This window comes from Pseudomonas sp. P5_152 (assembly GCF_033989915.1).
Classification (GTDB): Bacteria; Pseudomonadota; Gammaproteobacteria; order Pseudomonadales; family Pseudomonadaceae; genus Aquipseudomonas.
In genome coordinates this window covers 4,138,195-4,162,510 of the sequence record NZ_JASFAH010000002.1, presented here as the reverse complement: position 1 = coordinate 4,162,510, position 24,316 = coordinate 4,138,195, and the positions used below count along the sequence as shown (strand labels likewise).

Annotated in this window: 20 protein-coding genes; 11 read left to right on the top strand and 9 right to left on the bottom strand. The window is 61.2% G+C overall.

What is annotated here, in order from left to right; translation table 11 throughout:
* Window positions 1-4 precede the first annotated feature (4 nt).
* The 3 genes from QMK50_RS18740 to QMK50_RS18730 form a co-directional block, all read right to left on the bottom strand.
* Window positions 5-1,102, bottom strand: coding sequence for an amino acid ABC transporter permease (locus QMK50_RS18740; protein WP_095171219.1), 1,098 nt, complete (start codon window positions 1,100-1,102; stop codon window positions 5-7).
* A 10-nt stretch (window positions 1,103-1,112) separates the two neighbouring features.
* Window positions 1,113-2,294 carry an amino acid ABC transporter permease gene (locus tag QMK50_RS18735; protein ID WP_320333706.1) on the bottom strand — a complete coding sequence of 394 codons (1,182 nt, stop codon included), beginning with the start codon at window positions 2,292-2,294 and terminating at the stop codon, window positions 1,113-1,115.
* A 65-nt stretch (window positions 2,295-2,359) separates the two neighbouring features.
* A complete protein-coding gene (locus QMK50_RS18730) occupies window positions 2,360-3,391 on the bottom strand; it encodes an amino acid ABC transporter substrate-binding protein (RefSeq protein ID WP_095171222.1) in 1,032 nt (343 codons plus the stop codon).
* Window positions 3,392-3,859: 468 nt separating this feature from the next.
* Here QMK50_RS18730 and QMK50_RS18725 point away from each other — a divergent pair, with 468 nt between their 5' ends.
* The 5 genes from QMK50_RS18725 (at window position 3,860) to QMK50_RS18705 (ending at window position 9,145) form a co-directional block, all read left to right on the top strand.
* Window positions 3,860-4,516: an alpha/beta hydrolase gene (locus QMK50_RS18725; protein ID WP_320333705.1), complete on the top strand. Its 657-nt coding sequence runs from the start codon at window positions 3,860-3,862 to the stop codon at window positions 4,514-4,516.
* 97 nt (window positions 4,517-4,613) lie between these two features.
* The gene (gene rhlB / locus QMK50_RS18720; RefSeq protein WP_095171225.1) at window positions 4,614-6,080 is read left to right on the top strand and encodes an ATP-dependent RNA helicase RhlB; all 1,467 of its coding nucleotides are present in this window, start codon (window positions 4,614-4,616) and stop codon (window positions 6,078-6,080) included.
* Between the two features lie 129 nt (window positions 6,081-6,209).
* Window positions 6,210-7,160 (top strand): ornithine cyclodeaminase family protein, encoded by a 951-nt coding sequence (locus QMK50_RS18715; protein ID WP_320333704.1) that lies wholly within the window; start codon window positions 6,210-6,212, stop codon window positions 7,158-7,160.
* A 134-nt stretch (window positions 7,161-7,294) separates the two neighbouring features.
* Window positions 7,295-8,422: an FAD-binding oxidoreductase gene (locus QMK50_RS18710; RefSeq protein WP_320333703.1), complete on the top strand. Its 1,128-nt coding sequence runs from the start codon at window positions 7,295-7,297 to the stop codon at window positions 8,420-8,422.
* An 87-nt stretch (window positions 8,423-8,509) separates the two neighbouring features.
* Window positions 8,510-9,145: a transcriptional regulator gene (locus QMK50_RS18705; protein ID WP_095171231.1), complete on the top strand. Its 636-nt coding sequence runs from the start codon at window positions 8,510-8,512 to the stop codon at window positions 9,143-9,145.
* A 184-nt stretch (window positions 9,146-9,329) separates the two neighbouring features.
* Here QMK50_RS18705 and QMK50_RS18700 read toward each other — a convergent pair whose 3' ends face one another.
* The 6 genes from QMK50_RS18700 to QMK50_RS18675 form a co-directional block, all read right to left on the bottom strand.
* Window positions 9,330-10,106: an ABC transporter substrate-binding protein gene (locus QMK50_RS18700; protein ID WP_159993904.1), complete on the bottom strand. Its 777-nt coding sequence runs from the start codon at window positions 10,104-10,106 to the stop codon at window positions 9,330-9,332.
* A 187-nt stretch (window positions 10,107-10,293) separates the two neighbouring features.
* Complete coding sequence (moaE, locus tag QMK50_RS18695) at window positions 10,294-10,746, bottom strand: molybdopterin synthase catalytic subunit MoaE (RefSeq protein ID WP_095171234.1); 453 nt, start codon at window positions 10,744-10,746, stop codon at window positions 10,294-10,296.
* A gap of 3 nt (window positions 10,747-10,749) precedes the next feature.
* Window positions 10,750-10,992 carry a MoaD/ThiS family protein gene (locus QMK50_RS18690; protein WP_095171236.1) on the bottom strand — a complete coding sequence of 81 codons (243 nt, stop codon included), beginning with the start codon at window positions 10,990-10,992 and terminating at the stop codon, window positions 10,750-10,752.
* Complete coding sequence (gene moaC / locus QMK50_RS18685) at window positions 10,989-11,462, bottom strand: cyclic pyranopterin monophosphate synthase MoaC (protein ID WP_095171238.1); 474 nt, start codon at window positions 11,460-11,462, stop codon at window positions 10,989-10,991. Before moaC ends, QMK50_RS18690 begins: the two co-directional genes overlap by 4 nt.
* Window positions 11,463-11,590: 128 nt before the next feature.
* On the bottom strand, window positions 11,591-12,985 hold the full coding sequence (locus QMK50_RS18680) for a PhoH family protein (RefSeq protein ID WP_095171240.1): 1,395 nt from the start codon (window positions 12,983-12,985) through the stop codon (window positions 11,591-11,593).
* A 346-nt stretch (window positions 12,986-13,331) separates the two neighbouring features.
* On the bottom strand, window positions 13,332-14,456 hold the full coding sequence (locus tag QMK50_RS18675; RefSeq protein ID WP_320333702.1) for a polysaccharide deacetylase family protein: 1,125 nt from the start codon (window positions 14,454-14,456) through the stop codon (window positions 13,332-13,334).
* 1,098 nt (window positions 14,457-15,554) lie between these two features.
* Between QMK50_RS18675 and yaaA the strand changes: the two genes are divergently transcribed.
* The 6 genes from yaaA to QMK50_RS18645 all read left to right on the top strand — a co-directional run bounded on the left by yaaA (window position 15,555) and on the right by QMK50_RS18645 (window position 24,310).
* Window positions 15,555-16,334, top strand: coding sequence for a peroxide stress protein YaaA (gene yaaA / locus QMK50_RS18670; protein WP_320333701.1), 780 nt, complete (start codon window positions 15,555-15,557; stop codon window positions 16,332-16,334).
* A gap of 810 nt (window positions 16,335-17,144) precedes the next feature.
* Complete coding sequence (locus QMK50_RS18665) at window positions 17,145-18,461, top strand: nucleotide sugar dehydrogenase (protein WP_159993898.1); 1,317 nt, start codon at window positions 17,145-17,147, stop codon at window positions 18,459-18,461.
* Between the two features lie 127 nt (window positions 18,462-18,588).
* Complete coding sequence (alg8, locus tag QMK50_RS18660) at window positions 18,589-20,070, top strand: mannuronan synthase (protein WP_413787301.1); 1,482 nt, start codon at window positions 18,589-18,591, stop codon at window positions 20,068-20,070.
* A gap of 35 nt (window positions 20,071-20,105) precedes the next feature.
* Complete coding sequence (locus tag QMK50_RS18655) at window positions 20,106-21,275, top strand: alginate biosynthesis protein Alg44 (protein ID WP_159993896.1); 1,170 nt, start codon at window positions 20,106-20,108, stop codon at window positions 21,273-21,275.
* 165 nt (window positions 21,276-21,440) lie between these two features.
* A complete protein-coding gene (gene algK / locus QMK50_RS18650) occupies window positions 21,441-22,826 on the top strand; it encodes an alginate biosynthesis TPR repeat lipoprotein AlgK (protein WP_413787300.1) in 1,386 nt (461 codons plus the stop codon).
* Window positions 22,823-24,310, top strand: a complete 1,488-nt coding sequence (locus tag QMK50_RS18645; protein WP_320333699.1) for an alginate export family protein — start codon at window positions 22,823-22,825, stop codon at window positions 24,308-24,310. The genes algK and QMK50_RS18645 overlap by 4 nt, the downstream gene beginning before the upstream one ends.
* Window positions 24,311-24,316 lie beyond the last annotated feature (6 nt).

Genomic DNA, 24,316 nt, shown 5'->3' with positions numbered 1-24,316 from the left:
ACTCCTAACGCTTGTGGCCAGTGTCGAGCTTGCGTTCCAGGTGCATGGAATAGCGCGACATACCAAAACAGAAAATCCAGAACACCAGGGCCGCGAACACGTAGCCCTCAGTGGCCATGCCCAACCATTTCGGGTCGGCGGCGGCTTGCTTGACGCTGTTGAGCAAGTCGAACAGGCCGATGATGATCACCAGGCTGGTGTCCTTGAACAGCGCAATGAAAGTGTTGACGATACCGGGGATCACCAGCTTCAAGGCTTGCGGCAGGATCACCAGGCCCATGCTGCGCCAGTACCCCAGGCCCATCGCGGCAGCCGCTTCGTACTGCCCCTTGGGAATCGCTTGCAGGCCGCCACGCACCACTTCGGCGACGTAGGCCGACTGGAACAGGATCACCCCGATCAGCGCCCGCAGCAGCTTGTCGAAGTTCATGCCCTCGGGCAGGAACAACGGCAACATCACCGAGGACATGAACAGCACCGTGATCAATGGCACGCCGCGCCAGAACTCGATGAAGGTCACGCAGACCACCCGAATCGCCGGCATGTTCGAGCGCCGTCCCAGGGCCAGGATGATGCCCAGCGGCAGCGCTCCGGCAATCCCGACCGTGGCGATCACCAGGGTCAGCATCAGGCCGCCCCATTGGCTCGTCGCCACTTGGCTCAAGCCGAAAACGCCGCCATGCAACAGGCACCAGGCAATGATCGGGTACAGCACCAGGAAGCTCAGCCCGTACACCGCTTTGCGCGGGAAGCGCGAGATGAACAGCGGTGCCACGCCGATGACCGCCAGCCACACGGTCAGGTCCACGCGCCAGCGCATGTCCACCGGGTAGTAGCCATACATGAACTGGCCAAAGCGCTGCTGGATGAACACCCAGCAGGCGCCGTCCTTGGTGCAGTCGGCCTGGCTGGTACCGACCCAGTTGGCGTCGATGATCGCCCACTGCAGGATCGGCGGCACCACCAGGTAGATCAGGTAGAACGCGAACAGCGTCAGCAGGGTGTTGAGCCAGCTGGAGAACATGTTGGCGCGCATCCACGCCACCACGCCGATGCTGCTGCTCGGCGGTGGCATGTCCGGTTTGAAAGTATGAGTACTCATGCGCTATTCCTTACCGCTCGATCAGCGCAATGCGCTTGTTGTACCAGTTCATCAGCAAGGAAATGCTGATGCTGATCGCCAGGTACACGCTCATGGTGATGGCAATCACCTCGATCGCCTGTCCGGTCTGGTTCAGCACCGTGCCGGCAAACAGCGAGACCATTTCCGGGTAACCGATACCGGCCGCCAGCGAGGAGTTCTTCGCCAGGTTGAGGTATTGGCTGGTCAGCGGCGGAATGATCACCCGCAGGGCTTGGGGGATGATCACCTTGCGCAGGGTCGGGCCGTTGCGCAAACCGAGGGAGTGCGCCGCCTCGGTCTGGCCGTGGCTGACCGACTTGATGCCCGAGCGCACGATCTCGGCGATGAACGCCGCGGTGTACACGGTCAAGGCCAGGGTCAGTGCCAGCAGTTCCGGGATCAGCACCCAGCCACCGACAAAGTTGAAGCCTTGCAGCTTGGGCAACTCCCAGTGCAGCGGTGTGCCGAAGATCAACGCACAGAGCGCCGGGATCAGCAGGAACAGCGCCAGGCCCACCCAGAATTTATGAAACGGTACACCGGTCGCCTCGAAGCGTTTGGTCGCCCAGCGGTTCATCAGCACAATCGCCACAATGGCAACGCCGATGCTGGCGACAAACGGCCAGAAACCGTCCGCCGTCAACGCGGCCGGCATGTTCAAGCCGCGGCTGCTGACGAAGAAGGTGTCGCCGAAGTTATGGCTGTTGCGTGGCCCCGGCATGGTCAGGAACACCGCGAAGTACCAGAACAGGATCTGCAGCAGCGGCGGAATGTTGCGGAAGACTTCCACGTACACGGTCGCCAGCTTGGCAATGATCCAGTTCTTCGAAAGCCGTGATACGCCGACGATAAACCCCAGGATCGTCGCCAGGATCACGCCAATGAAGGTCACCAACAAGGTGTTGAGCAGGCCGATGACAAACACCCGGGCATAACTGTCCGATTCGGTGTAGTCGATCAGGGTTTGCGCGATACCGAAACCGGCACTGCGCTCAAGAAAATCGAAGCCGGAGGTAATACCCCGGTGTTGCAGGTTGGTCTGCGTGTTGTCGAACAGATACCAGCCCATCGAGACCACCGCCACAATGGTGATGATCTGGAATAGCCACGCACGCACTTTTGGATCGCTGAGGCTGAGCCTCTGCTTTGGTGCGCCGATAGAATTTTGCATGGAGTGCCCCAGAAATAATGGTACAGAACATCACCCGGTGGTTGGCCCACCGGGTGATAGAACCATCAGCGCACTGGTGGTGCGTATTGAATGCCGCCGTTGTTCCACAGAGCGTTCAGCCCGCGGTCGATTTCCAGCGGAGTGCCCTTGCCGAGGTTTTTCTCGAACACTTCACCGTAGTTGCCGACTTGCTTGACGATCTGCACGACCCAGTCTTTCGGCAGCTTCAGGTCCTTACCGTATTCACCGTCCGCCCCGAGCATACGAGCGACATCCGGGTTCTTGGTGGACTTGGCTTCGGCTTCGACGTTTTTCGAAGTAATGCCGGCCTCTTCAGCGTTGAGCATGGCGTAGCCTGTCCAGCGGATCACGGCCAGCCACTCGTCATCGCCATTACGCACGACAGGGCCCAGTGGCTCCTTGGAAATGGTTTCCGGCAGAACCACGTAGTCCTTCGGTGCGGCCAGCTTGCTGCGCTGGGCGAACAGCTGGGACTTGTCCGAGGTCAGCACGTCGCAACGACCGGATTCCAGCGACTTGGCGCTTTCGTCGGAGGTGTCGAAGGTGATCGGCGTGTATTTCAGGCCGTTGCCGCGGAAGTAATCGGAAACGTTCAGCTCGGTCGTGGTACCGGCTTGAATGCAGATGGTCGCGCCGTCCAGTTCCTTGGCACTCTTGACGCCCAGCTTGTTGTTTACCAGGAAGCCGATGCCGTCGTAGTAGGTGATGAAGCCAGGAAACTTCAGGCCCATGCCCGCGTCGCGGGAACTGGTCATGGTGGTGTTGCGCGACAGGATGTCAATTTCACCGGACTGCAGCGCGGTGAAGCGTTCCTTGGCGTTCAACTGACTGAACTTCACTTTGGTTGCGTCGCCGAATACCGCGGCGGCCACCGCGCGACAGAAGTCGGCATCAATACCGAGGATCTTGCCGGTGGAATCCGGTACCGAGAAACCCGGCAGACCGTCACTGACGCCGCACTGTACAAAACCCTTCTTCTGCACTGCATCCAGGGTTGCACCCGCCTGAGCGAACCCGCTGACACCGAGTACTGCGGCCGCAGTCATCACTGCCAGGGTGGATTTCAACATCTTCATTCAAACCTCCAGTTTTGCTCTTGTTGTGTCGGAGCTTGAGTCCTGCCGCACCCTTATGAGGCGCTGTTGACCCGTGTTGGCTTGTTTTAGGGTCAAGCGGCGTAAGACCTTAGCTATGAGTCTAGTAGGAGAAAATCCACATCATGGAAAACTCACTGCTCACCAATCGGCCGAACGGGCTGTAGCCCTTTCTTGTCTGCCAAGCCCGTAGCGGCCTATGGCGAACGTCCATCAGCGGATTTTTTGCTCTCCCGCGCCGGGCGGTTGCCTGATAGTGTTACCGCCAGGCGCAGGATCGCGTGCACAGGTTTTCCCATAGCAAGGCCCGTACCACACCGGGCGCTAAAGCGATTCAGCCGCAGGTCAAGAGCAAAACTTGCAACCTTGCGACAACTTCTTAACTGATCGACCCGCCGTGCACTTTGAGCTCGCACTCAAAGCGGGCGAACGCACAACATTGGAGCAGCCATGACCGAGCCCTTGATTCTTCACCCCGCCAAGCCGGAAGACGCCTGTGTCATCTGGCTCCACGGCCTGGGCGCCGACCGCTACGACTTCCTGCCCGTGGCCGAAGCCCTGCAGGAAACCCTGCAGACCACGCGCTTCGTCCTGCCCCAGGCGCCGACCCGCGCAGTGACCATCAACGGTGGTTACGAGATGCCCAGCTGGTACGACATTCTGGCCATGAGTCCGGCCCGGGCAATCGACCGCGAGCAACTGGAAGCGTCGGCGCAACGCATCATCGATTTGATCGAAGAGCAGCGCGCGGGCGGAATAGACCCTTCGCGGATTTTCCTCGCGGGTTTTTCCCAGGGTGGCGCGGTGGTCCTGCACAGCACCTTCCTCAAGTGGCAGGGTCCACTGGGTGGCGTACTTGCCCTCTCCACTTATGCCCCCACCTTCACTGACGAACTCGAGCTATCCGCCAGCCAGCAACGTATTCCGGTGCTGTGCCTGCACGGTCAGTACGATGAGGTGGTGCAAAACGCCATGGGCCGCAGCGCCTACGAGTACTTGAAGACCCGTGGTGTCACCGTGACATGGCAGGAATACCCAATGGGGCATGAAGTGTTACCTGAAGAAATTCGTGATATTGGCGCCTGGCTCGCCGAGCGTTTGCGCTAATCCGCCCACATCTATGTAGCAGTGTGACCAACGCACTACGCCGCGCCCGATTCTTGCATTACACTGGCCGGCGTACATTCCTTAACCAATTGATGAGATGACCGTGCTCAAAGCACTCAAGAAAATGTTCGGTAAAAGCGAGGCTGAGCAGCTCGCGCCCAGCTCCAGCGCACCCTCCCCAACCACCAGCCACCGCACCGACGGTCATCAGCCTGGGCGGACCGCAGCTGTCGCGGCACCGCAGAACGAGCCGGTGAACACACCGGCCACCGACGTTGCCCCGCCAAAAGCGCGCAGCGAGACCCCGAAGCCGCGTCGCGAACGCGCGCCAAAACCGCCGGTCGTGGCCTGGAAACTCGAAGACTTCGTCGTCGAACCCCAGGAAGGCAAGACCCGCTTCCACGACTTCAAGCTAGCCCCGGAGCTGATGCACGCCATCCAGGACCTGGGCTTCCCGTACTGCACGCCGATCCAGGCGCAGGTATTGGGCTTCACCCTGGCCGGCAAAGACGCCATCGGCCGCGCACAAACCGGCACCGGCAAGACCGCCGCGTTCCTGGTCTCGATCATCACCCAGTTGCTGCAGACTCCACCGCCCAAAGAGCGCTACATGGGTGAGCCACGGGCACTGATCATCGCGCCGACCCGTGAACTGGTGGTGCAGATCGCCAAGGACGCAGCCGACCTGACCAAGTACACCGGCCTCAACGTCATGACCTTTGTCGGCGGCATGGACTTCGACAAGCAGCTCAAGCACCTCGAAGCCCGGCACTGCGACATCCTGGTCGCCACCCCAGGCCGCCTGCTGGACTTCAACCAGCGCGGCGACGTGCACCTGGACATGGTCGAAGTAATGGTGCTGGACGAAGCGGACCGGATGCTCGACATGGGTTTCATCCCACAAGTGCGCCAGATCATTCGCCAGACCCCACCGAAAAGCGAACGCCAGACCCTGCTGTTCTCGGCCACCTTCACCGAAGACGTGATGAACCTGGCCAAGCAATGGACCACCGACCCGTCCATCGTCGAGATCGAAGCCGAGAACGTTGCCAGCGAAAACGTCGAACAGCACATCTACGCCGTTGCCGGTGCCGATAAGTACAAGCTGCTCTACAACCTGGTGACCGACAATGGCTGGGAGCGGGTGATGGTCTTCGCCAACCGCAAGGACGAAGTGCGGCGCATCGAAGAACGCCTGGTCCGCGACGGCGTCAACGCTGCCCAACTGTCGGGCGACGTGCCGCAGCACAAGCGCATCAAGACCCTTGAAGGTTTTCGCGAGGGCAAGATCCGCGTCCTGGTGGCCACCGATGTCGCCGGCCGCGGGATTCACATCGACGGCATCAGCCACGTGATCAACTTCACCCTGCCGGAAGTGCCGGACGATTACGTGCACCGCATTGGCCGGACCGGTCGTGCAGGCGCCGAGGGCGTCTCCATCAGCTTTGCCGGTGAAGATGACTCCTACCAGCTACCGTCCATCGAGGCGCTGCTGGGCCGCAAGATCAGTTGCGAAACCCCGTCGACCCATCTGCTGCGCCCGGTAGAGCGCAAGCGCCCGTAAGTTCGGGTCGCCACACCCCAAGCGCAGCCGGTCACGGACTGCGCTTTTTTTACGCCTGGATATTGCCAACAAGAACAATAAGTCCACAATGGACAAATTAGTTCACACGCAAATCCACGGAGCCTGCGCATGCCCCCTTCCCCTTTTGTGATCGACCAAGCCCAGGCTCGCGAACTGCTGGCGCAGGTTGACGTGCCGCAGATCCTGCGCAAATTGTTCCGTGACCTGGCAGCCGGCCAGGCCGTGCAACCGGCCCAGCAACTGGTGGAGTTCCCCCAGGGTGCCGGGGACTTCATCAATTACCTCGGGGTGTTGGCCGAAGATGCTGTCTATGGGGTGAAAACCTCGCCCTACATCGTGCGTGCGCAAGGCGGCGCGCTGGTGACCGCCTGGACCCTGCTGATGTCGATGCGCACCGGCCAGCCTCTGCTGCTGTGCGATGCCGGCGAACTGACCACCGCGCGCACCGCCGCCACCACGGCAGTAGCAGTGGATGCCCTGGCCCGGCCGGATGCCACTCGCCTGGTGATCATCGGCAGCGGCCCCGTAGCCCAAGTGCATCTGCACTACGCCCGGCAACTGCGCGAGTGGCACAGCATCAGCCTCTATTCGCCAAGCCTGGCGACGCGTGATCCAGAGGCTCTGGCGCAGTGGATGGCCATGGACTCGCGCCTGCAGATCCAGGACAGCCTGGAGGCGGCGCTCGAGGAGGCCGATGTGATCATGCTCTGCACCTCCTCCGCCGGCCCGGTGATCGACCCACTGAGCTTGCGCAAGCCCGCCTTGATCACCTCCATCAGTACCAACGCGGTGCGCGCCCACGAAGTCCCGCCGCACAGCCTCGGCCAGATGCAGGTGTATTGCGACTACCGTCGGACCACTCCAGACGCTGCCGGGGAAATGTTGATCGCCCGCGAACAACACGACTGGAACCCGGCGGCGATCGTCGGCGACCTGGCGCAACTGCTCAGCGGCCAGACACCACGCCCGACGTACGAGCGCCACGTGTTCTTCCGCTCCATCGGCCTGGGCCTGGAAGACATCGCGCTGGCCAATGCCATCTACCACCTGCTCAACTGACCCAAATCCCTGTAGGAGCGAGCATGCTCGCGATGAGGCCATCATCTTCAACATTAATGTTGGCTGACCGACCGCCATCGCGAGCAAGCTCGCTCCTACAAGGGACAGGTGTTTACGCCTTTAAGGACACGTTCATGACCCAGGCAGACTTCATCATCATCGGCGGCGGTATTGCCGGGGCTTCCACCGGTTTCTGGCTGTCGCCCCACGGCCGGGTCATCGTGCTCGAGCGCGAATCCCACCCGGCCTACCATTCCACCGGGCGTTCCGCGGCGCTGTACACCGCCGCGTATGGCACCCCGCAAGTACGCGCGCTGACCCAGGCCAGCCGGGAATTCTTCGATGCCCCGCCAGCAGGCTTCTGCGAACACCCGCTGCTCACCCCTCGAGGCGAGATGACCGTTGACTTCACCGGCGACCCGGATGAGTTGCGCAATCAATACCTCAGTGCCAAGGCCACGGTGCCGCAGATGCAGTTGCTCAGCGCCGACGAGGCCCTGGCGCGCCTGCCGATCCTGCGTCGGGAAAAAGTCTTTGGCGCAATCTACGACCCGACCGCCACCGACATCGACACCGATGCCCTGCACCAGGGTTATCTGCGGGGCATCCGCCGCAATCAGGGACAGCTGCACACCGATTGCGAAGTGCTGGGCCTGAGCCGTGATCCCCAGGGGCTGTGGCACGTGCAGACCGCCGGCCAGACGTTCAGCGCGCCGATCATCATCAATGCCGCCGGCGCCTGGGCCGACCATCTCGGTGCAATGGCCGGCGCCCAGCCGCTGGGGCTGATCCCCAAGCGGCGCGCGGCGTTTATCTTCGAAGGCCCCAAGGACCTTGATTGCCACGCCTGGCCGATGCTGGTGAGCCTCGACGAGTCCTTCTACATGAAACCCGATGCCGGGATGTTCCTCGGCTCGCCGGCCAACGCCGACCCGGTAGAGCCCCACGACGTGCAGCCGGAAGAACTGGACATCGCCATGGGCATCTACCAGATCGAAGAGGCCACCACCCTGACCATCCGCCGCCCGACCCGTACTTGGGCCGGCCTGCGCAGCTTTGTCAGCGATGGCGACCTGGTCAGCGGCTTCGACCCGCAAGTACCCGGGCTGTTCTGGGTTGCCGCCCAGGGCGGCTACGGTATCCAGACTTCGCCCGCCATGGGCCAGGCCAGCGCGGCGCTGGTCCGCGGAGAGGCGCTGCCGCCGGCACTGCAACACTTTGGCCTCAGCGCCAGCATGCTCTCCCCTTCGCGCCTGGGTTGAGCCGGCGCCGGGGTGACGTTCGAACCCGATTGCGGCAAACTTCCAGCGCCCCGGCTCACGGGGCGCCGATTGCCTGGAGCAGCACCGATGACCCCACCTCTACAAGACCCTGCACTGGATAACTTCCGGGCAATCGCCGACGCCATTGCCACGCTGTTTTTCCCCCACGCCGAGGTGGTGCTGCACGACCTGCGCACACAGAAAATCGACTACATCGCCAACAACCTGTCCAAGCGTGAAATCGGCGGCGATGCGGCGCTCGAAGACATGCTCAGCGAGGACATCAGCGAACGCAACATCGGCCCCTACGAGAAGCTCAATTGGGATGGCCAGAAAATCCGCAGCCTGAGCAGTGTCCTGCGCGACAGCAACGGCCACCCGATGGCCGTGCTGTGCATCAACCTGAACATTTCGCTGTTCGAGAACGCCAAGGCAGCACTGGACCTGTTCCTGTCACCGAGCAAACTGATCCCACAGCCGGATTCACTGTTTCGCGATGACTGGCAGGAGCGCATCAACACCTTCCTGCACAACTGGCTGCGGGAACGACAACTGGGCCTGAGCGTGTTGACCCGCGAGCACAAGCGCGAACTGGTGCTGGCCCTGCATGCCGAAGGCGCCTTCAAGGGCAAAAGCGCCTCCAACTATGTGGCCAATGTGCTGAACATGGGACGGGCGACGGTGTACAAGCACCTGAAGGAATTGAAGGCCGTGCACGGCTGAACCGCGGACAGGCACTGGCGGCTTGCCAGCGAAGCACGCGAGGATGCCGTGTTGAATCAGGCTTGGCGCGTCATCGTTGACGACCATCGCGAGCAAGCTCGCTCCTACAAACACCCCCGCATACACCGATCAAACCTGTGGGAGCGAGCCGGGCGGCGCTCCGCTTGCTCGCGATAGCAGTTAATCAGTCGCCGTAGATGTCCGACTTGAAGTACTTCTGGGAAATCTGCTGGTATTCGCCATTGGCGCGAATGCCGTCGATGGCCTTGTTCAACTCGGCGACCAGTTCGCTGTTGCCCTTGCGCACCGCAATCCCGGCGCCTTCACCGACGTATTTCGGATCCTTGAGTTCTGGCCCGACGAACGCATAACCCTTGCCACGCGGCATCGAGAGGAAATCGCTCAACGGAATGGTGTCGGCGAAAATACCGTCCAGACGACCGGCGGCCAGGTCCATGTAGATTTCTTCGTTGTTGCTGTAGCGCTTGACCAGCACGCCCTTGGGCTCCAGCACTTCAGTGGCAAAACGATCAGTGGTGGTGGCGCGCTGAACCCCCAGGGTCTTGCCCTTGAGGCTGGCGTACTGGTCATCCACCACGGCACCGTCCTTCATCACAAACCGCGACGAGGTGAAGTAGTACTTGTGGCTGAAATCCACCGACTTCTTGCGGTCTTCGTTGATGGTCATGGACGACAGGGCCGCATCGATTTTCTTCACCTTGAGGGAAGGAATCAGCCCATCGAATTCACCCTCGACCCACTCGCACTTGACCTTCATCTGCGCGCACAGCGCATTGCCAATTTCATAGTCAAAACCGGTGATCGTGCCTTCGGAGGTTTTCGAGGCGAACGGCGGGTATGCCGCTTCAATGCCCAGGCGCAGGGTTTTCTCAGCCGCGAACAACGGGCTGCACGCCAACAGACTGAGGGCCAGACCACTGATGAGGGGAAGCTTCTTCATGTTGAATTTCTCGCGAGTTGTTGTTGGTTTGGCAAGAGGAAGAGAAGCAATTGCACGCTCAAGGCTTGAAGCCTCAAGCGGTTTTTTATACTTATAATTCCATACTGGACTTTTATGTATTACTCGTCAATCAGGCGCACGGAGGTATCTCGGCCATTGGTCGAGTGGGGATATCAAGCGTTGGAGGTTACGGTTTCCAGCGATCCGCTGCCGCGTGATCGCTGTCACGCCCGTCCACCCAGCGCGGGCCGTCACTGGTCAGTTCTTTTTTCCAGAACGGCGCGCGGGTCTTCAGGTAGTCCATGACAAAGGCGCAGGCGTCGAACGCCGCCTGGCGGTGGGCGCTGGCGGCGCCGACAAACACGATCGGCTCGCCCGGCTGCAACGCTCCGATGCGGTGCAGCACTTCCAGCTTGAGCAACGGCCAACGCTGCTCGGCCTCCTCGGCAATCTTGCCCAGCGCCTTCTGCGTCATGCCCGGGTAGTGTTCCAGGAACATCCCGGCCACATCGAGGCCGTCGTTGAAGTCACGCACGTAGCCGACAAAACTCACCACCGCGCCCACGCCGACATTGGCGGCATGCATCGCGTTGACTTCAGCGCCCGGATCGAAGGGCGACGCCTGCACGCGAATCGCCATGACTCAGCCTCCGGTCACAGTGGGAAAAAACGCCAGTTCATCGCCGTCGCCGACCGGTTCATCCAGTTGGCACAGCTCTTCGTTACGCGCACACATCAGGTTCTGCTCGCTCAGCACCTCGGCGCCGTCACGTTGCGCCAGCAGCGCCCGGACATCGTCGACCGTGGCGAAATCGCCCTCTACCTGTACCGAATCCACGCCCAGGGCTTCGCGGTAACGGGCAAAAAACTTCACGGTGAGGTTCATTGCCCGGCCACCTGATAGTGCCCGCTCTTGCCACCCAGCTTCTCCAGCAGGCGCACACTCTCGATGACCATGCCCCGGTCCACGGCCTTGCACATGTCATAGATGGTCAGCGCCGCGATGCTGGCGGCGGTCAGGGCTTCCATTTCCACCCCGGTCTGCCCGGCCAACTTGCAACGCGCGGTGATGCGCACGGCATCGACCCCTTCGGCACTGAGCTCGACCTTGACCCCGGTCAGCATCAGCGGATGGCACAGCGGGATCAGGTCGGAGGTTTTTTTCGCTGCCTGGATTCCGGCAATACGGGCCACGGCGAACACATCGCCCTTGGGATGGCCGCCGCTGACAATCATTTGCAGGGTTTCGGGAAGCATGCGCACCAGCGCTTCGGCCGTGGCCTCACGGGACGTCACGGCTTTTTCGGTGACGTCGACCATATTGGCGCGACCTTGGGAATCGAGATGAGTCAGCACGGGGTTACTCCTGATCAGGAGCGCCGATTGTAAACCCGCGGGTCAATTTTCCGCACGCTTGAATATCAGGGACACAGCGGGCCATAAAAAACGGGCAGCTGTTGGGCCGCCCGTGTTTGCCGAGGAGGTTACAGATGGGATTCGGCGTATTCGGCCAGAATCGAACGTGGCACCCCTTGCAGGGTGATGTGCACACCGTTGGGGAAGTCCTTGAAGCGTTCGGTCAGGTACGTCAGCCCGGAGCTGGTCGCGGACAGGTAAGGGGTATCGATCTGCGCCAGGTTACCCAGGCACACCACTTTGGAACCGGCACCAGCACGGGTGATGATGGTTTTCATCTGGTGCGGCGTGAGGTTCTGGCATTCGTCGATCAGGATCAGGCTCTGCTGGAAGCTGCGACCGCGGATGTAGTTGAGGGATTTGAACTGCAAAGGCACTTTGCTGAGGATGTAGTCGACGCTGCCATGGGTGCTTTCGTCATCCATGTGCAAGGCTTCGAGGTTATCGGTGATGGCGCCAAGCCAAGGCTCCATTTTTTCCGCTTCGGTACCCGGCAGGAAGCCGATCTCCTGGTCCAGCCCCTGCACGCTGCGGGTGGCGATAATGCGCCGGTAGCGCTTGCTGACCATGGTCTGCTCGATAGCCGCGGCCAGGGCCAGGATGGTTTTACCGGAACCGGCAGCGCCCGACAGGTTGACCAGGTGGATGTCCGGGTCCAGCAAGGCGTACAGCGCCAGGCTCTGGTAGATGTCGCGAGGTTTCAGACCCCAGGCTTCCTGGTGCAACAGGGGTTCCTGATGCAGGTCGAGGATCAGCAGCTTGTCGACCTGGATTTCCTTGATCCAGCCGACAAATCCCTGCTCGTCGATGATGAATTCGTTGATGTGCACCGCCGGCAGGTTGTCGATCAACTGCACCTGGTGCCAGGTGCGGCCGTGGTCCTGACGGGTTTCGACCTTGCTCACGCGGTCCCAGAAGGAGCCGGTCATGTTGTGATAACCGTTGGGCAGCAACGACACGTCATCAACCAGTTGGTCGGTGCTGTAGTCCTCTGCCGCGATCCCGCAGGCCCGGGCCTTGAGGCGCATGTTGATGTCTTTGGTGACCAGCACCACCGGCAACTCCGGTTCGCGCGCGTGCAGGTCGATCAACTGGTTGATGATGATGTTGTCGTTCAGGTGCTCGGGCAGAACGATGTTCGGTTCGGTACGCTTGCTCATCAGAATCGACAGCAGCCCCTTGGGCCCGCTTTTTCCACGCTGGATCGGCACACCCAGTTCAACGTCTTCAGGGGATGCGTCGCCCAGGGTCTTGTCGATCAGGCGAATGGCCTGGCGGCATTCGGCGGCAACGCTGTGATGGCCACTCTTGAGCTTGTCCAGCTCTTCAAGGACGGTCATCGGGATGGCAACGTGGTGCTCTTCAAAGTTCAGCAACGCGTTGGGATCGTGAATCAATACGTTGGTATCGAGTACATAAAGGATTGGCTGGTTGGAAGAAGAACTACGTCCGTGATCATCCATACTCGGTCACCTTTGTGGGAGCCAGTCGACGCAATACCGTGACAGTTCTGCGCCTCGAAGTGGCCACCGAGTCCACTTGACGTGCGCCTACGGCACGACTCAAGTGAACTGCACACAAGGGGTCTTGGAAGACGCCACCTGTGTTGCAGGTTTCGGCGGTCTGTCTTCGTAATACTCCAAAACCCATGACAGAAAAAAGCACTTTGATGCTTTTTTGAAGTTTATTTTTTTACCCGATAAATACCGCTTGGCGCATGGCACCGGCACCGTTAAAGTCGGAAGTCCGCCTGCATCGAATTGCCCCTGAAAATCGGCCGAAAGCCAATGATTCCGGGCTTTTACCTTTTCAACGAAATGCCTGCCGACACTCCTCCCAGCCAATCCCGCTTTGCGCCGTTCGCGCCAACAGCCAAGGCAGCGCCGTTTTCACCCCATCCTGCCGGGTGTTGAAATTGATCACCCCATGGCGCCATAGCAACATCAGGGTCAAGACCCGCTGTGCACTCTGCTCCCCCGTCAGTTGCCGGGTGCTGTCGGCCGGATCGATGTCCCACAGCGCCACCTGCAGCCCCTGGGCCTGGAAAAACCCCGCACCATCGGTGCGCCGTTGACCATTGGGTGGGCGGAACAGCGGCACGAAGTTTTCCGGCAGCCGCTTCTTCACCAGTTCGATGCTGCGTGTCACCGAGTACTGCCAGTCCTGCCAGTGACTGTGGGAACGGAACTGCCACCCCTGGACCCCGACGCACTGGCCCGCGTAAAGCCTTTGCAACTGGGCGACCGACTGTTGCGCCAGGCGGCCCTGGATATCACTGCCCAAGACAAAGAACACCCCGGACAGATTGGCCTTGCGCAGATACTCGGTCAGCCAGGCAGTGTGATCCGGCACCCGATTGGCGCCGCTGTCGAAACTCAGGACAAACAGCCGGTCATGCAGGGGCTCGCCATTACGCTCGTAGTCGCCAAACAGCTCGACTTCACTGCTCGTCTGGGGCAGCAACGCGGCCTTGCGCAATTGTTCGTCCAGGTAGTGCTGGTGAAACTCCCGGCTCGGCTCGGCCCAACGGGTATAAAAGGAGTCCGGCCCGAGTTCGAACTTGGCGGCCTGCTGGCGCAATGTCTCGCGGTCCTCGACCAGGAAACAGAAGGAGGCGTCCTGGTCGCAGCTTTGCTCGGCGAACCCGTAGTTGGCCAGCAAGCGCACCCACATCCGCTCGCGCAGGGCATTGATCGCCTCGAGATTGATCATGCGCAAGCCCAGGCGCTGCTTCAGGGCCGGCTCGTCGAGCCCTTCACTGTCGAGCAGAGCCCGAGAGAACGCGAGGATCTCCGCCCGTGAGGCGACATCGAACAGGGTCGGGCTGGTCAGTTGCTCTGGCCAGGTGCTGCGATCGAGGGTGGCCGGTTCGTTGGGCGCGGCAAGCACGCCCGCACTGAACAGCCAGGCGCCAAACAGTAAAGCGATACGCAAAGGGACGTCTCCGTTGCAAAACCCCGCGGCACTATAGCCCATCCGCACCTTGCCTCCCCTCCTTCTGTGGGAGCAAGGCTTGCCCGCGATTGGCATAGGTATCTACACAACGTTGTAGCGGCCTGTGGCGAGGGAGCTTGCTTGCGTGGCGGCCGCTGGGGTGTTGGATTGGGCCCAGTACATATCCATTTTTTCGGTAACGGCCTCCTATGGTTCCGCTTTTACAGCGGCTCACTTTTGGAGGAGCCCAAAAGTAAGCAAAAGGCTCTTGCCCCACCACTTGGCACCTCGCTTGGGCTCGGTGTGCCCCTCACTCCGGCTTGAAACCGTGGGCCGCCGCCACGCGCCATCCATGGCGCGGGGCGGCTAACCCGGCGTCCTGCCGGGTTACCCACGGCTTCAAGCCTGCGTTCGGCCAGCGTGGTTAACGGGGCGCCCAGGATCAAAAAAGCCAAACCAAAGCCAGAGCCAGAGCCAGAGCCAGAGCCAGATCAAAAGATTGCTGACTTCGTCAGCGTCTTAGGAAGTAGAAGCGACACCGCGCATGCCCTAGCGATCAGGTCGGCTTTTAGGCCGCCTCGCTTTGTTTTTGATCCTGGGCGCCCCGTTAACCACGCTGGCCGTACTTCGATATTGATTTGGGGGGTAAACCGGCAGGACGCCGGTTTAGCCGCACTGGGCCATGGATGGCCCATTGCGGCGGCCCCCAAATCAATGTCGGAGTACGGGCATGCCGAGCCTAAGCGAGGCACCGAGTGGTGGGGTAAAAGCGTTTTGCTTACTTTTGCGCTGTTCAAAAGTGAGCCGCCGTCTGGCGGAACCATAGGAGGCCGTTACCGAAGAAATGGATATGTACTCGGTCTAATCCAACACCCCGGTCGGCCCACAGGTACAACGTCGCACCACAGTTGTGTAGATACCTATGCCGCGATTGGCGAGATTGGCGCGACGCGGTATGCGCGCAAAATCCGCTTATCGTTCATCACGAGCAAGCTTTGCTCCTACCACACGCACACCGCCCGGCACCTATCGTCCTGATAGCTGGAGTCAAACCGCCCAACCCCCTAGAATCCCCGCACGATTAAAGGAGACGACTTCATGCTGATGGTGATTTCCCCCGCCAAGACCCTCGATTACCAAACACCGCCGGCCACCCAGCGCTTCACCCAGCCGCAATACCTCGATCATTCCCAGGAACTGATCCAGCAGTTGCGCGAGTTGAGCCCGGCGCAGATCAGCGAACTGATGCACGTTTCCGACAAGATCGGCGGCCTCAATGCCGCGCGCTTTGGCAGCTGGACCCCGGCGTTCACCCCGCAGAACGCCAAGCAGGCGCTGCTGGCCTTCAAGGGCGACGTCTACACCGGGATGAATGCCCAGACTTTCAGCGAAGCCGATTTCGACTATGCCCAGCAACACCTGCGCATGCTCTCGGGCCTGTACGGCCTGTTGCGCCCGCTGGACTTGATGCAGCCCTACCGCCTGGAGATGGGCACCAAGCTGGCCAACGCCCGGGGCAAGGACCTCTACGCGTTCTGGGGCACGCTGATCAGTGAATGGTTGAATGAGGCCCTGGCCGAGCAAGGCGACGACGTGCTGCTCAACCTGGCCTCCAACGAATACTTCTCGGCGGTCAAGCGCAGCGCCCTGAATGCCCGGATCATCAATACCGAGTTCAAGGACCTGAAGAACGGCCAGTACAAGATCATCAGTTTCTACGCGAAAAAGGCCCGCGGCATGATGAGCCGCTTCGTCATCCAGGAACGCATCAACGACCCCGCCGACCTCAAGCAGTTCGACCAGCAGGGTTACCGCTACAGCGCCGAGCAGTCGAAACCCGACAGCCTGGTGTTCCTGCGCGACCACGCCGAGGACTGACGCACCCTCCTGGCGCACGGCCCGACCAGCGGTACGTGCGCCCCGCCCCCCTTTCTCCTCTCTGCACGTCATCACGCCATTCTTATGGCGCCAAAAAACCACCACCCCATTGCGCTAACTTTAATTTCACTCGACAGGGGTGATTTTTTTCACTAGTGGCACCGTTTTTTTAACCCGGTAGTGGCATAAAACTATCCCCGTCAATTAACTCCCCATTAATAAAGGGCCAAACGGCAAGTGCTATCAATATGAGAGCAGTGCCATCTTTGCCAATATTTCAAGAAATTTCAGAGTGGGGGATGAACGGCCATGAACTATCTGAAAATACGCCGCTCATACCACCGGTAACGATTCTCCATGTCGCTGTAGGAGATAACTTACGCCAAGTGCCAAGCCACTCACCAAGTTGTCACATTGAACTTGGCAGGCTTCACCATTAAACCGGGATAACAGTGAACGACAGGAGACCCCTCACCTCACTATTGCCCAAAGGCCAAGGCTGCGCCCCCCATAAGCGTGCTCAATGCGGGCACCTAAGTGGTTAAGGTTACTGGCATTTTGCCGAACCTCAGGATCACCCGACAGTTGCACCACGGCGCCCCAAAGGACGCCCGGCTGCATATCAGGGCGAGCCAACACAATCAGGCCAAGTTACGCACAACTTGAGTGCACTTATTTAGACACTCGCCACTGAGCATGCCAATAGAAGGAAGTGCGGTGTTCGCCTGCCGAACTTCCGCGTTAATTACGACCGCTGAACACTATTAACTTCGGCCATTTAATGGCGTGATAAACACAGAGGTAAATGCGATGCGCATCAGCATATTTGGTTTGGGTTACGTCGGTGCAGTCTGTGCCGGTTGCCTGTCTGCACGAGGCCATGACGTCGTCGGCGTCGATGTCGCCAAAGACAAGATCGATATGATCAATGCCGGTCGTTCGCCGATCGTTGAACCGGGCCTGGGCGAGCTACTCGCACAAGGCATCCAGACCGGTCGCCTGCGGGGTACCACCAACTTCGCCGAGGCCATTCGCGACACCGACCTGTCGATGATCTGCGTCGGTACGCCCAGCAAGAAAAACGGCGACCTGGAACTCAACTACATCGAGGCGGTATGCCGCGAGATTGGTTTTGTCCTGCGTGACAAGACCACCCGCCACACCATCGTGGTGCGCAGCACCGTATTGCCGGGCACCGTGGCCAACGTGGTGATCCCGATCCTCGAAGACTGCTCGGGCAAGAAGGCCGGGATCGACTTCGGCGTTGCGGTCAATCCTGAGTTCCTGCGTGAAAGCACGGCGATCAAGGACTACGACCAGCCGCCGATGACCGTAATCGGCGAATTCGACACCGCCTCGGGCGACGTTCTGCAATCGCTGTACGAAGAACTCGACGCGCCGATCATCCGCAAGGACATCGCCGTGGCCGAGATGATCAAGTACACCTGCAACGTCTGGCACGCCACCAAAGTGACCTTCGCCAACGAAATCGGCAACATCGCCAAGGCCGTCGGCGTCGATGGCCGCGATGTGATGGACGTGGTCTGCCAGGACAAGACCCTCAACCTGTCCCAGTACTACATGCGCCCGGGCTTCGCCTTCGGCGGTTCCTGCCTGCCCAAGGACGTGCGCGCCCTGACCTACCGCGCCAGCTCCCTGGATGTCGAGGCGCCGCTGCTCAACTCGTTGATGCGCAGTAACGAGTCACAGGTGCAGAACGCCTTCGATATCGTCGAAAGCCACGACAAACGCAAGATCGCCCTGCTCGGCCTGAGCTTCAAGGCGGGCACCGACGACCTGCGCGAAAGCCCGCTGGTAGACCTGGCAGAAATGCTCATCGGCAAGGGCTACGACCTGAGCATCTACGACAGCAATGTCGAGTACGCCCGGGTTCACGGCGCCAACCGCGACTACATCGAGTCGAAGATCCCCCACGTCTCGTCCCTGCTCAACTCGGACTTCGACTCGGTGATCGACAACTGCGACGTGATCATCCTCGGCAACCGTGACGAGAAGTTCCGCGCCCTGGCCCAGGACGCGCCCCACGGCAAACAGGTCATCGACCTGGTGGGCTTCATGTCCAAGGCCACCAGCGTCAGCGGCCGCACCGAAGGCATCTGCTGGTAAGGCGCCGACACCTGGATCACCTGTAGGTGCATGGCTTGCCGGCGATGACGGACTCACATTCGCCATCGCCAGCAAGCTGTGCTCCTACCGGGCCCCGGAGCTTGCCACTGACTTTAGGATTGCGATTATGCACAGGCTAAAACACGGCCTACTCCAGGCCGCCGGTTGGCTGTTGTTTTTATGTTTGTTGATGGGCCTGGCCTTACTGTTGCCCGCGTCCACCTTTGACGCCGAGTCCAAGGACTTTATTTTCCTGATTGGCGCCGTGGGTATCTGGCGCTATTCGATGGGTGCCACGCACTTTCTGCGCGGCATGCTGTTTCTCTACGTGGTCTACCCGCACCTGCGGCGCAAAGTGCGCAAGCTGGGCAGCGCGGCGGATCCGTCCCATGTATTTCTGATGGTCACCAGTTTTCGTATCGACGCGTTGACCACCGCCCAGGTGTACAGCTCGGTGATCCGCGAAGCCATCGAGTGCGGCTTCCCGACCACCCTGGTCTGCTCGATCGTGGAAATGTCCGATGAGCTGCTGGTGAAAAGCCTGTGGGCAAAAATGAACCCGCCGGCTCACGTCAAACTCGACTTCGTGCGCATCCCTGGCACCGGCAAGCGTGACGGCCTGGCCTACGGTTTTCGCGCCATCTCCCGCCACCTGCCGGACAACCGCGCCGTGGTCGCCGTGATCGATGGCGACACCGTGCTCGCCGAAGGTGTCGTGCGCAAGACCGTGCCGTGGTTCCAACTGTTCGAGAACGTCGGCGGCCTGACCACCAACGAATTCTGTGAAGTGCGCGGCGGCTACATCATGAGCGAATGGCACAAGCTGCGTTTCGCCCAGCGCCACATCAACATGTGCTCGATGGCCCTGTCCAAGCGCGTGCTGACCATGACCGGGCGCATGTCGGTGTTCCGCGCGACCGTGGTCACCAACCCGGAGTTCATCGCCGATGTCGAAAGCGACTCGCTGCAACACTGGCGCCTGGGCCGCTTCAAGTTCCTCACCGGTGACGACAAATCCAGCTGGTTCAGCCTGATGCGCCTGGGCTACGACACTTTCTACGTGCCGGATGCCGCGATCAACACCGTGGAGCACCCGCCGGAGAAGAGCTTCATCAAGGCCAGTCGCAAGCTGATGTTCCGCTGGTACGGCAACAACCTGCGGCAGAACTCCCGGGCTCTGGGCCTGGGGATGAAACGCCTGGGTCTGTTCACCTCAGTGGTGCTGTTCGACCAGCGCGTGTCGATGTGGACCTCACTGCTGGGCCTGACCGTGGCGATCATCGCCAGCTTCAAGTACGGCACCGCCTTCATCCTGGTGTACCTGCTGTGGATCGGCATCACCCGGCTGCTCCTGACCCTGTTGCTGTCCTGCTCCGGACACCGGATCGGCCCGGCCTACCCGGTGATTCTCTATTACAACCAGATCGTTGGCGCGCTGGTGAAGATCTACGTGTTCTTCCGCCTCGATCAACAGTCCTGGACTCGCCAGCCCACTTCCCTGACCCGTGACCTGGCCAGCTTTCAACGTTGGTTCAACACCTGGTCGTCTCGGACCATGACCTTCTCCGCCGGCAGCATTTTTGTCGCCGCGCTGTTGCTGATGGTCTGACCCGCCTTGCCTGAATTAACTAGGAAATCGCCCCTATGAATACCGCCGTGAACGTCAACGTAGTGCATGAATCCGAAGCCCAACGCCAACACGCCCGAGTCAAGATCCCGGCCAAGCTGCGCTTCTTCGGCCCGGACCGCACGCCCGTGGAGGCGCGCCTGATCGACCTGTCGGCCGGTGGCCTGAGCTTCAATGGTGGGCAGATCCCGTTCAAGGTCGGTGAGGTGAAAAAGGGGCGGCTGCAGTTTCTGATCGACAACCTTGGCCTGGCCATGGACGTCGAGCTGATGGTCCGTTCGTTCGACCGCCAGACCGGTCGCGTCGGCTGCCAGTTCCAGAACCTGGAACCCCAGGACATCTCGACCTTGCGCCACCTGATCACCTCGCACCTGTCTGGCGATATCGTGACCATGGGCGACGTGCTGGCGACCCTGCAACGGGACAACTTCACCAAGGCGCGCAAGCTCAAGGACGGTGGCAGCGGCATGACCGCCTTCGGTCGCCTGCGGGCGGTGACCTTCAGCGCCGGGATCTTCGTCATTGGCCTGGCGGCGTTCGGCTTCATCCTCAAGTCGGTGTACGGCATGTACTTCGTCAGCCATGCCCAGGCGGGCCTGGTCAGCGTGCCGGGAATGAACGTCACCATGCCCCGCGATGGCACGGTGCAGAGCCTGGTGCAAACCGACGGCGTGGCCGCCAAGGGCGCGCCCCTGGCGACTTTCAGCACCAGCATGCTCGACGTACTCAAGGGCCATCTGGACGAAGACCAGTTGCAGCCGGCCAAGGTTGAGGAACTGTTCGGCAAGCAGATGACCGGCACCCTCACCTCCCCCTGCGACTGCACCGTGGCCCAGCAGATGGTTGCCGACGGCCAGTACGCCAGCAAGGGCGATGTGATCTTCCAGTTGGTGCCGCGCAACAGCCAGGCCAACGTCGAGGCGCGCTTCACCTATCGCCAGTTCGCCGACGTGCGCCCAGGCACCGCAGTGAACTTCCAGGTGGCCGGCGACGACGAGCTGCGCAGCGGCAAGATCGTCAGCAGCACCAGCCTCAACAGCGCCGACCTGTCCTCCGACATCCGCGTGCAGATCAAGCCTGACGCTCCCCTGGACAGCACCTTCGCCGGCCGCCCGGTGGAAGTCAGCAGCGACCGTGGTCCGTCCCTCAACTGGCTGATCGACAAAGCCATGGCCAAAGGTCTTTAAGCGGAGGACATGCCTGTGATCACGCCCCCATTCCAAAGAACACCGCAGCCTCTGTGGGAGCGAGCCATTGTGGGAGCGGGCTTGCCCGCGAAAGCAACGCCTCGGTCCGCCAGGCACACCCAACCATGCCCATCGCGGGCAAGCCCGGCTCCCACAAAAGCCTATTTGCACAAGGGTTATGCGTTCTGCGCACTGGCCCTGGCCATCGGCCTCAGTGGCTGCGCCGGCCTGCCCGACCAGCGCCTGGCCAACGAAGCGCTGAAACGTGGCGACACCGCGCTGGCGCAGCAGAACTATCAACAACTGGCCGAGCTGGGATACAGCGAAGCCCAGGTTGGCCTGGCCGACCTGCAGGTGGAAACCCGTGACCCGGCGCAGATCAAGGCCGCCGAAGCCACTTACCGGGCTGCCGCCGAAATCTCGCCACGAGCTCAGGCCCGTCTGGGTCGCCTGCTGGTGGCCAAGCCGGGTTCCAGCGAAGCCGAGCAGCACGAAGCCGAAGGCTTGCTGAAAAAGGCCTTCGCCAATGGCGAGGGCAATACCCTGATCCCGCTGGCGATGCTGTACCTGCAGTATCCCCACAGTTTTCCCAACGTGAACGCGCAGCAGCAGATCAGCCAATGGCGCAGCGCCGGTTACCCGGAAGCCGGCCTGGCCCAGGTGCTGCTGTATCGCACCCAGGGCACCTACGACCAGCACCTGGATGACATCGAGAAAATCTGCAAAGTGGCGCTGAGCAGCACCGACATCTGCTACGTCGAATTGGCCACGGTCTATCAGAAACGTGCCCAACCCGAGCAACAGGCCGAACTGCTCAAGCAACTGCAGGCCGGCTTCAGCCGCGGCACCGTGTCGGCCCAGCGCATGGACAGCGTGGCACGGGTCCTGGCGGATGCCAGCCTCGGCACCCCGGACGAAAAAACCGCCCAGGCCATGCTGGAGCAGATCGCCCCCGCCTACCCCGCCGCCTGGGTCAGCCTGGCCCAATTGCTCTACGACTTCCCTGAACTGGGGGATGTCGACAAGCTGATGGAGTACCTGGAAAACGGTCGCGCGGCCGACCAGCCGCGGGCCGAACTGCTGCTGGGCAAACTCTACTACGACGGCAAGTGGGTGCCGGCCGACGCCAAGCAGGCGCAATCCCACTTCCAGAAAGCCGTGGGCCGGGAAGTCGCCGCCGACTACTACCTCGGCCAGATCTACCGCCGGGGCTACCTGGGCCAGGTCTATTCGCAAAAAGCCCTGGAGCACCTGCTGACCGCTGCGCGCAATGGCCAGAACAGCGCCGACTTCGCCATCGCCCAACTGTTCTCCCAAGGCAAGGGCACCCGGCCCAACCTGCTCAACGCCTATGTCTTCAGCCAACTGGCCAAGGCCCAGAACACCCCGCAAGCCACTGAGCTGGCACAGACACTCGAAGCCCAATTGCCGCCCGCGCAACTGGCCGAGGCGCAACGCCTGTTGCAACAAGAACAGGCAATCCGTGGCGCCGTAAGCCAGACCCCCTTGAACGTGCAGGCCCTGCAAGAAGATGGTGAGGAATCCCTATGAAGTTGAATCCCTTTGTAAAGGCTGGCATCGGCCTGAGCTTCGCCCTGCTGTGGTCCTGCCCGACCCTGGCCGCGATGACTGATACCAAGCACATGGGCCTGGACGTGAAGATCACCGGTCAATCCGAAGACGACCGCGACCTGGGCACCGCGCCTGGCGGCGACGTCAACGGCGTGGGCCTGGACCTGCGTCCGTGGGTCTATGGCGAAAGCGGCAACTGGAGCGCCTACGCCATGGGCCAGGCCGTGACCTCCACCGACATCATCGAGACCGACACCCTGCAGCAGTCCGATACCGAAGGCACCCAGGGCAGCAACGACGACGGTCGCAAGAGCAAGAAGAACTACCTGGCCATGCGCGAGTTCTGGGTCGCTTACGGCGGCCTCACCCCTTACCCCGGCGAGGTTCTCAAGTTCGGTCGCCAACGCCTGCGCAACGACGACGGACAATGGCGCGACACCAACATCGAAGCGTTGAACTGGACCTTCGACACCACCCTGTTGAAAGCCAACGTCGGGATCGCCGAACGCTTCAGCGAATACCGCACCGACCTCACCAAACTGGCCCCTCAGGACAAGGACCGCCTGCATGTGTTCGGCGATGTCGCAACGCAATGGACACCGGGGCAATGGGTCGGCCTGCGCGCCCATCACACCCATGACGACGGCAAGCTCGATTACCCGATACCGGGCGAGGCGAGCGACGCCAGCGACAAAAAACAGAATGGCGACCTGAGCTGGGTCGGCCTGGAAGCCAACAGCGACGCTTACAACTGGCGCAATACCAACACGGTCAATTACTGGGCCAGCGTCACCGGCATGTCCGGCGAGCGCGACACGGTCAACCCGCTCAACGCCGATGGCAGCCACCCGGCCGAGGCCAAGCGCAGCGGCGATGTCGATGGCTGGGCCACCGACCTGGGGGTGCGCCTGCGCCTCGATCCGAAGTGGCAGGTCGGTGCCGCCTACGCCCGTTCCAGCGCCGACTACGAGCAGAACGGCCTGCAGAGCAACCGTTCCAACTACACCGGCACCCGCGCCCGAGTCCACCGTTTTGGCGAGGCTTTCCGTGGCGAAATGAACAACATGCAGAGCGCCACCCTGTTCGGTTCCTGGATGCTCCAGGACGACTACGACGCCAGCCTGGTCTACCACAAGTTCTGGCGCGTCGACGGCAACAAGCCGGTCGGCAGCAACGGCATCAATGCCGTGGACAACAACTACGACGACGTCACCGGCGCGCTGCTGTCGAGCACCTCGCTGCCGCTGGAAGACGGTAACAAGGACCTCGGCCAGGAAGTCGACCTGGTGGTCACCAAGTACTTCAAGCAAGGCTTGCTGCCGGCCAGCCTGAGCAAGTCGATCGACGAACCGGCGGCGCTGGTGCGCTTTCGTGGCGGTGTGTTCAAGCCCGGCGATGCCTACGGCAACCAGGTCGACTCGTACATGCACCGCGCATTCGTCGACGTGATCTGGCGCTTCTGATGCGAG

What these genes read in the sequence shown, in the direction of transcription:
- QMK50_RS18740 (WP_095171219.1), bottom strand. Translation starts at nt 1,102, where the DNA reads ATGAGTACTCATACTTTCAAACCGGACATGCCACCGCCGAGCAGCAGC.
- QMK50_RS18735 (WP_320333706.1), bottom strand. Translation starts at nt 2,294, where the DNA reads ATGCAAAATTCTATCGGCGCACCAAAGCAGAGGCTCAGCCTCAGCGAT.
- QMK50_RS18730 (WP_095171222.1), bottom strand. Translation starts at nt 3,391, where the DNA reads ATGAAGATGTTGAAATCCACCCTGGCAGTGATGACTGCGGCCGCAGTA.
- QMK50_RS18725 (WP_320333705.1), top strand. Translation starts at nt 3,860, where the DNA reads ATGACCGAGCCCTTGATTCTTCACCCCGCCAAGCCGGAAGACGCCTGT.
- rhlB (WP_095171225.1), top strand. Translation starts at nt 4,614, where the DNA reads ATGACCGTGCTCAAAGCACTCAAGAAAATGTTCGGTAAAAGCGAGGCT.
- QMK50_RS18715 (WP_320333704.1), top strand. Translation starts at nt 6,210, where the DNA reads ATGCCCCCTTCCCCTTTTGTGATCGACCAAGCCCAGGCTCGCGAACTG.
- QMK50_RS18710 (WP_320333703.1), top strand. Translation starts at nt 7,295, where the DNA reads ATGACCCAGGCAGACTTCATCATCATCGGCGGCGGTATTGCCGGGGCT.
- QMK50_RS18705 (WP_095171231.1), top strand. Translation starts at nt 8,510, where the DNA reads ATGACCCCACCTCTACAAGACCCTGCACTGGATAACTTCCGGGCAATC.
- QMK50_RS18700 (WP_159993904.1), bottom strand. Translation starts at nt 10,106, where the DNA reads ATGAAGAAGCTTCCCCTCATCAGTGGTCTGGCCCTCAGTCTGTTGGCG.
- moaE (WP_095171234.1), bottom strand. Translation starts at nt 10,746, where the DNA reads ATGGCGATTCGCGTGCAGGCGTCGCCCTTCGATCCGGGCGCTGAAGTC.
- QMK50_RS18690 (WP_095171236.1), bottom strand. Translation starts at nt 10,992, where the DNA reads ATGAACCTCACCGTGAAGTTTTTTGCCCGTTACCGCGAAGCCCTGGGC.
- QMK50_RS18680 (WP_095171240.1), bottom strand. Translation starts at nt 12,985, where the DNA reads ATGGATGATCACGGACGTAGTTCTTCTTCCAACCAGCCAATCCTTTAT.
- yaaA (WP_320333701.1), top strand. Translation starts at nt 15,555, where the DNA reads ATGCTGATGGTGATTTCCCCCGCCAAGACCCTCGATTACCAAACACCG.
- QMK50_RS18665 (WP_159993898.1), top strand. Translation starts at nt 17,145, where the DNA reads ATGCGCATCAGCATATTTGGTTTGGGTTACGTCGGTGCAGTCTGTGCC.
- alg8 (WP_413787301.1), top strand. Translation starts at nt 18,589, where the DNA reads ATGCACAGGCTAAAACACGGCCTACTCCAGGCCGCCGGTTGGCTGTTG.
- QMK50_RS18655 (WP_159993896.1), top strand. Translation starts at nt 20,106, where the DNA reads ATGAATACCGCCGTGAACGTCAACGTAGTGCATGAATCCGAAGCCCAA.
- QMK50_RS18645 (WP_320333699.1), top strand. Translation starts at nt 22,823, where the DNA reads ATGAAGTTGAATCCCTTTGTAAAGGCTGGCATCGGCCTGAGCTTCGCC.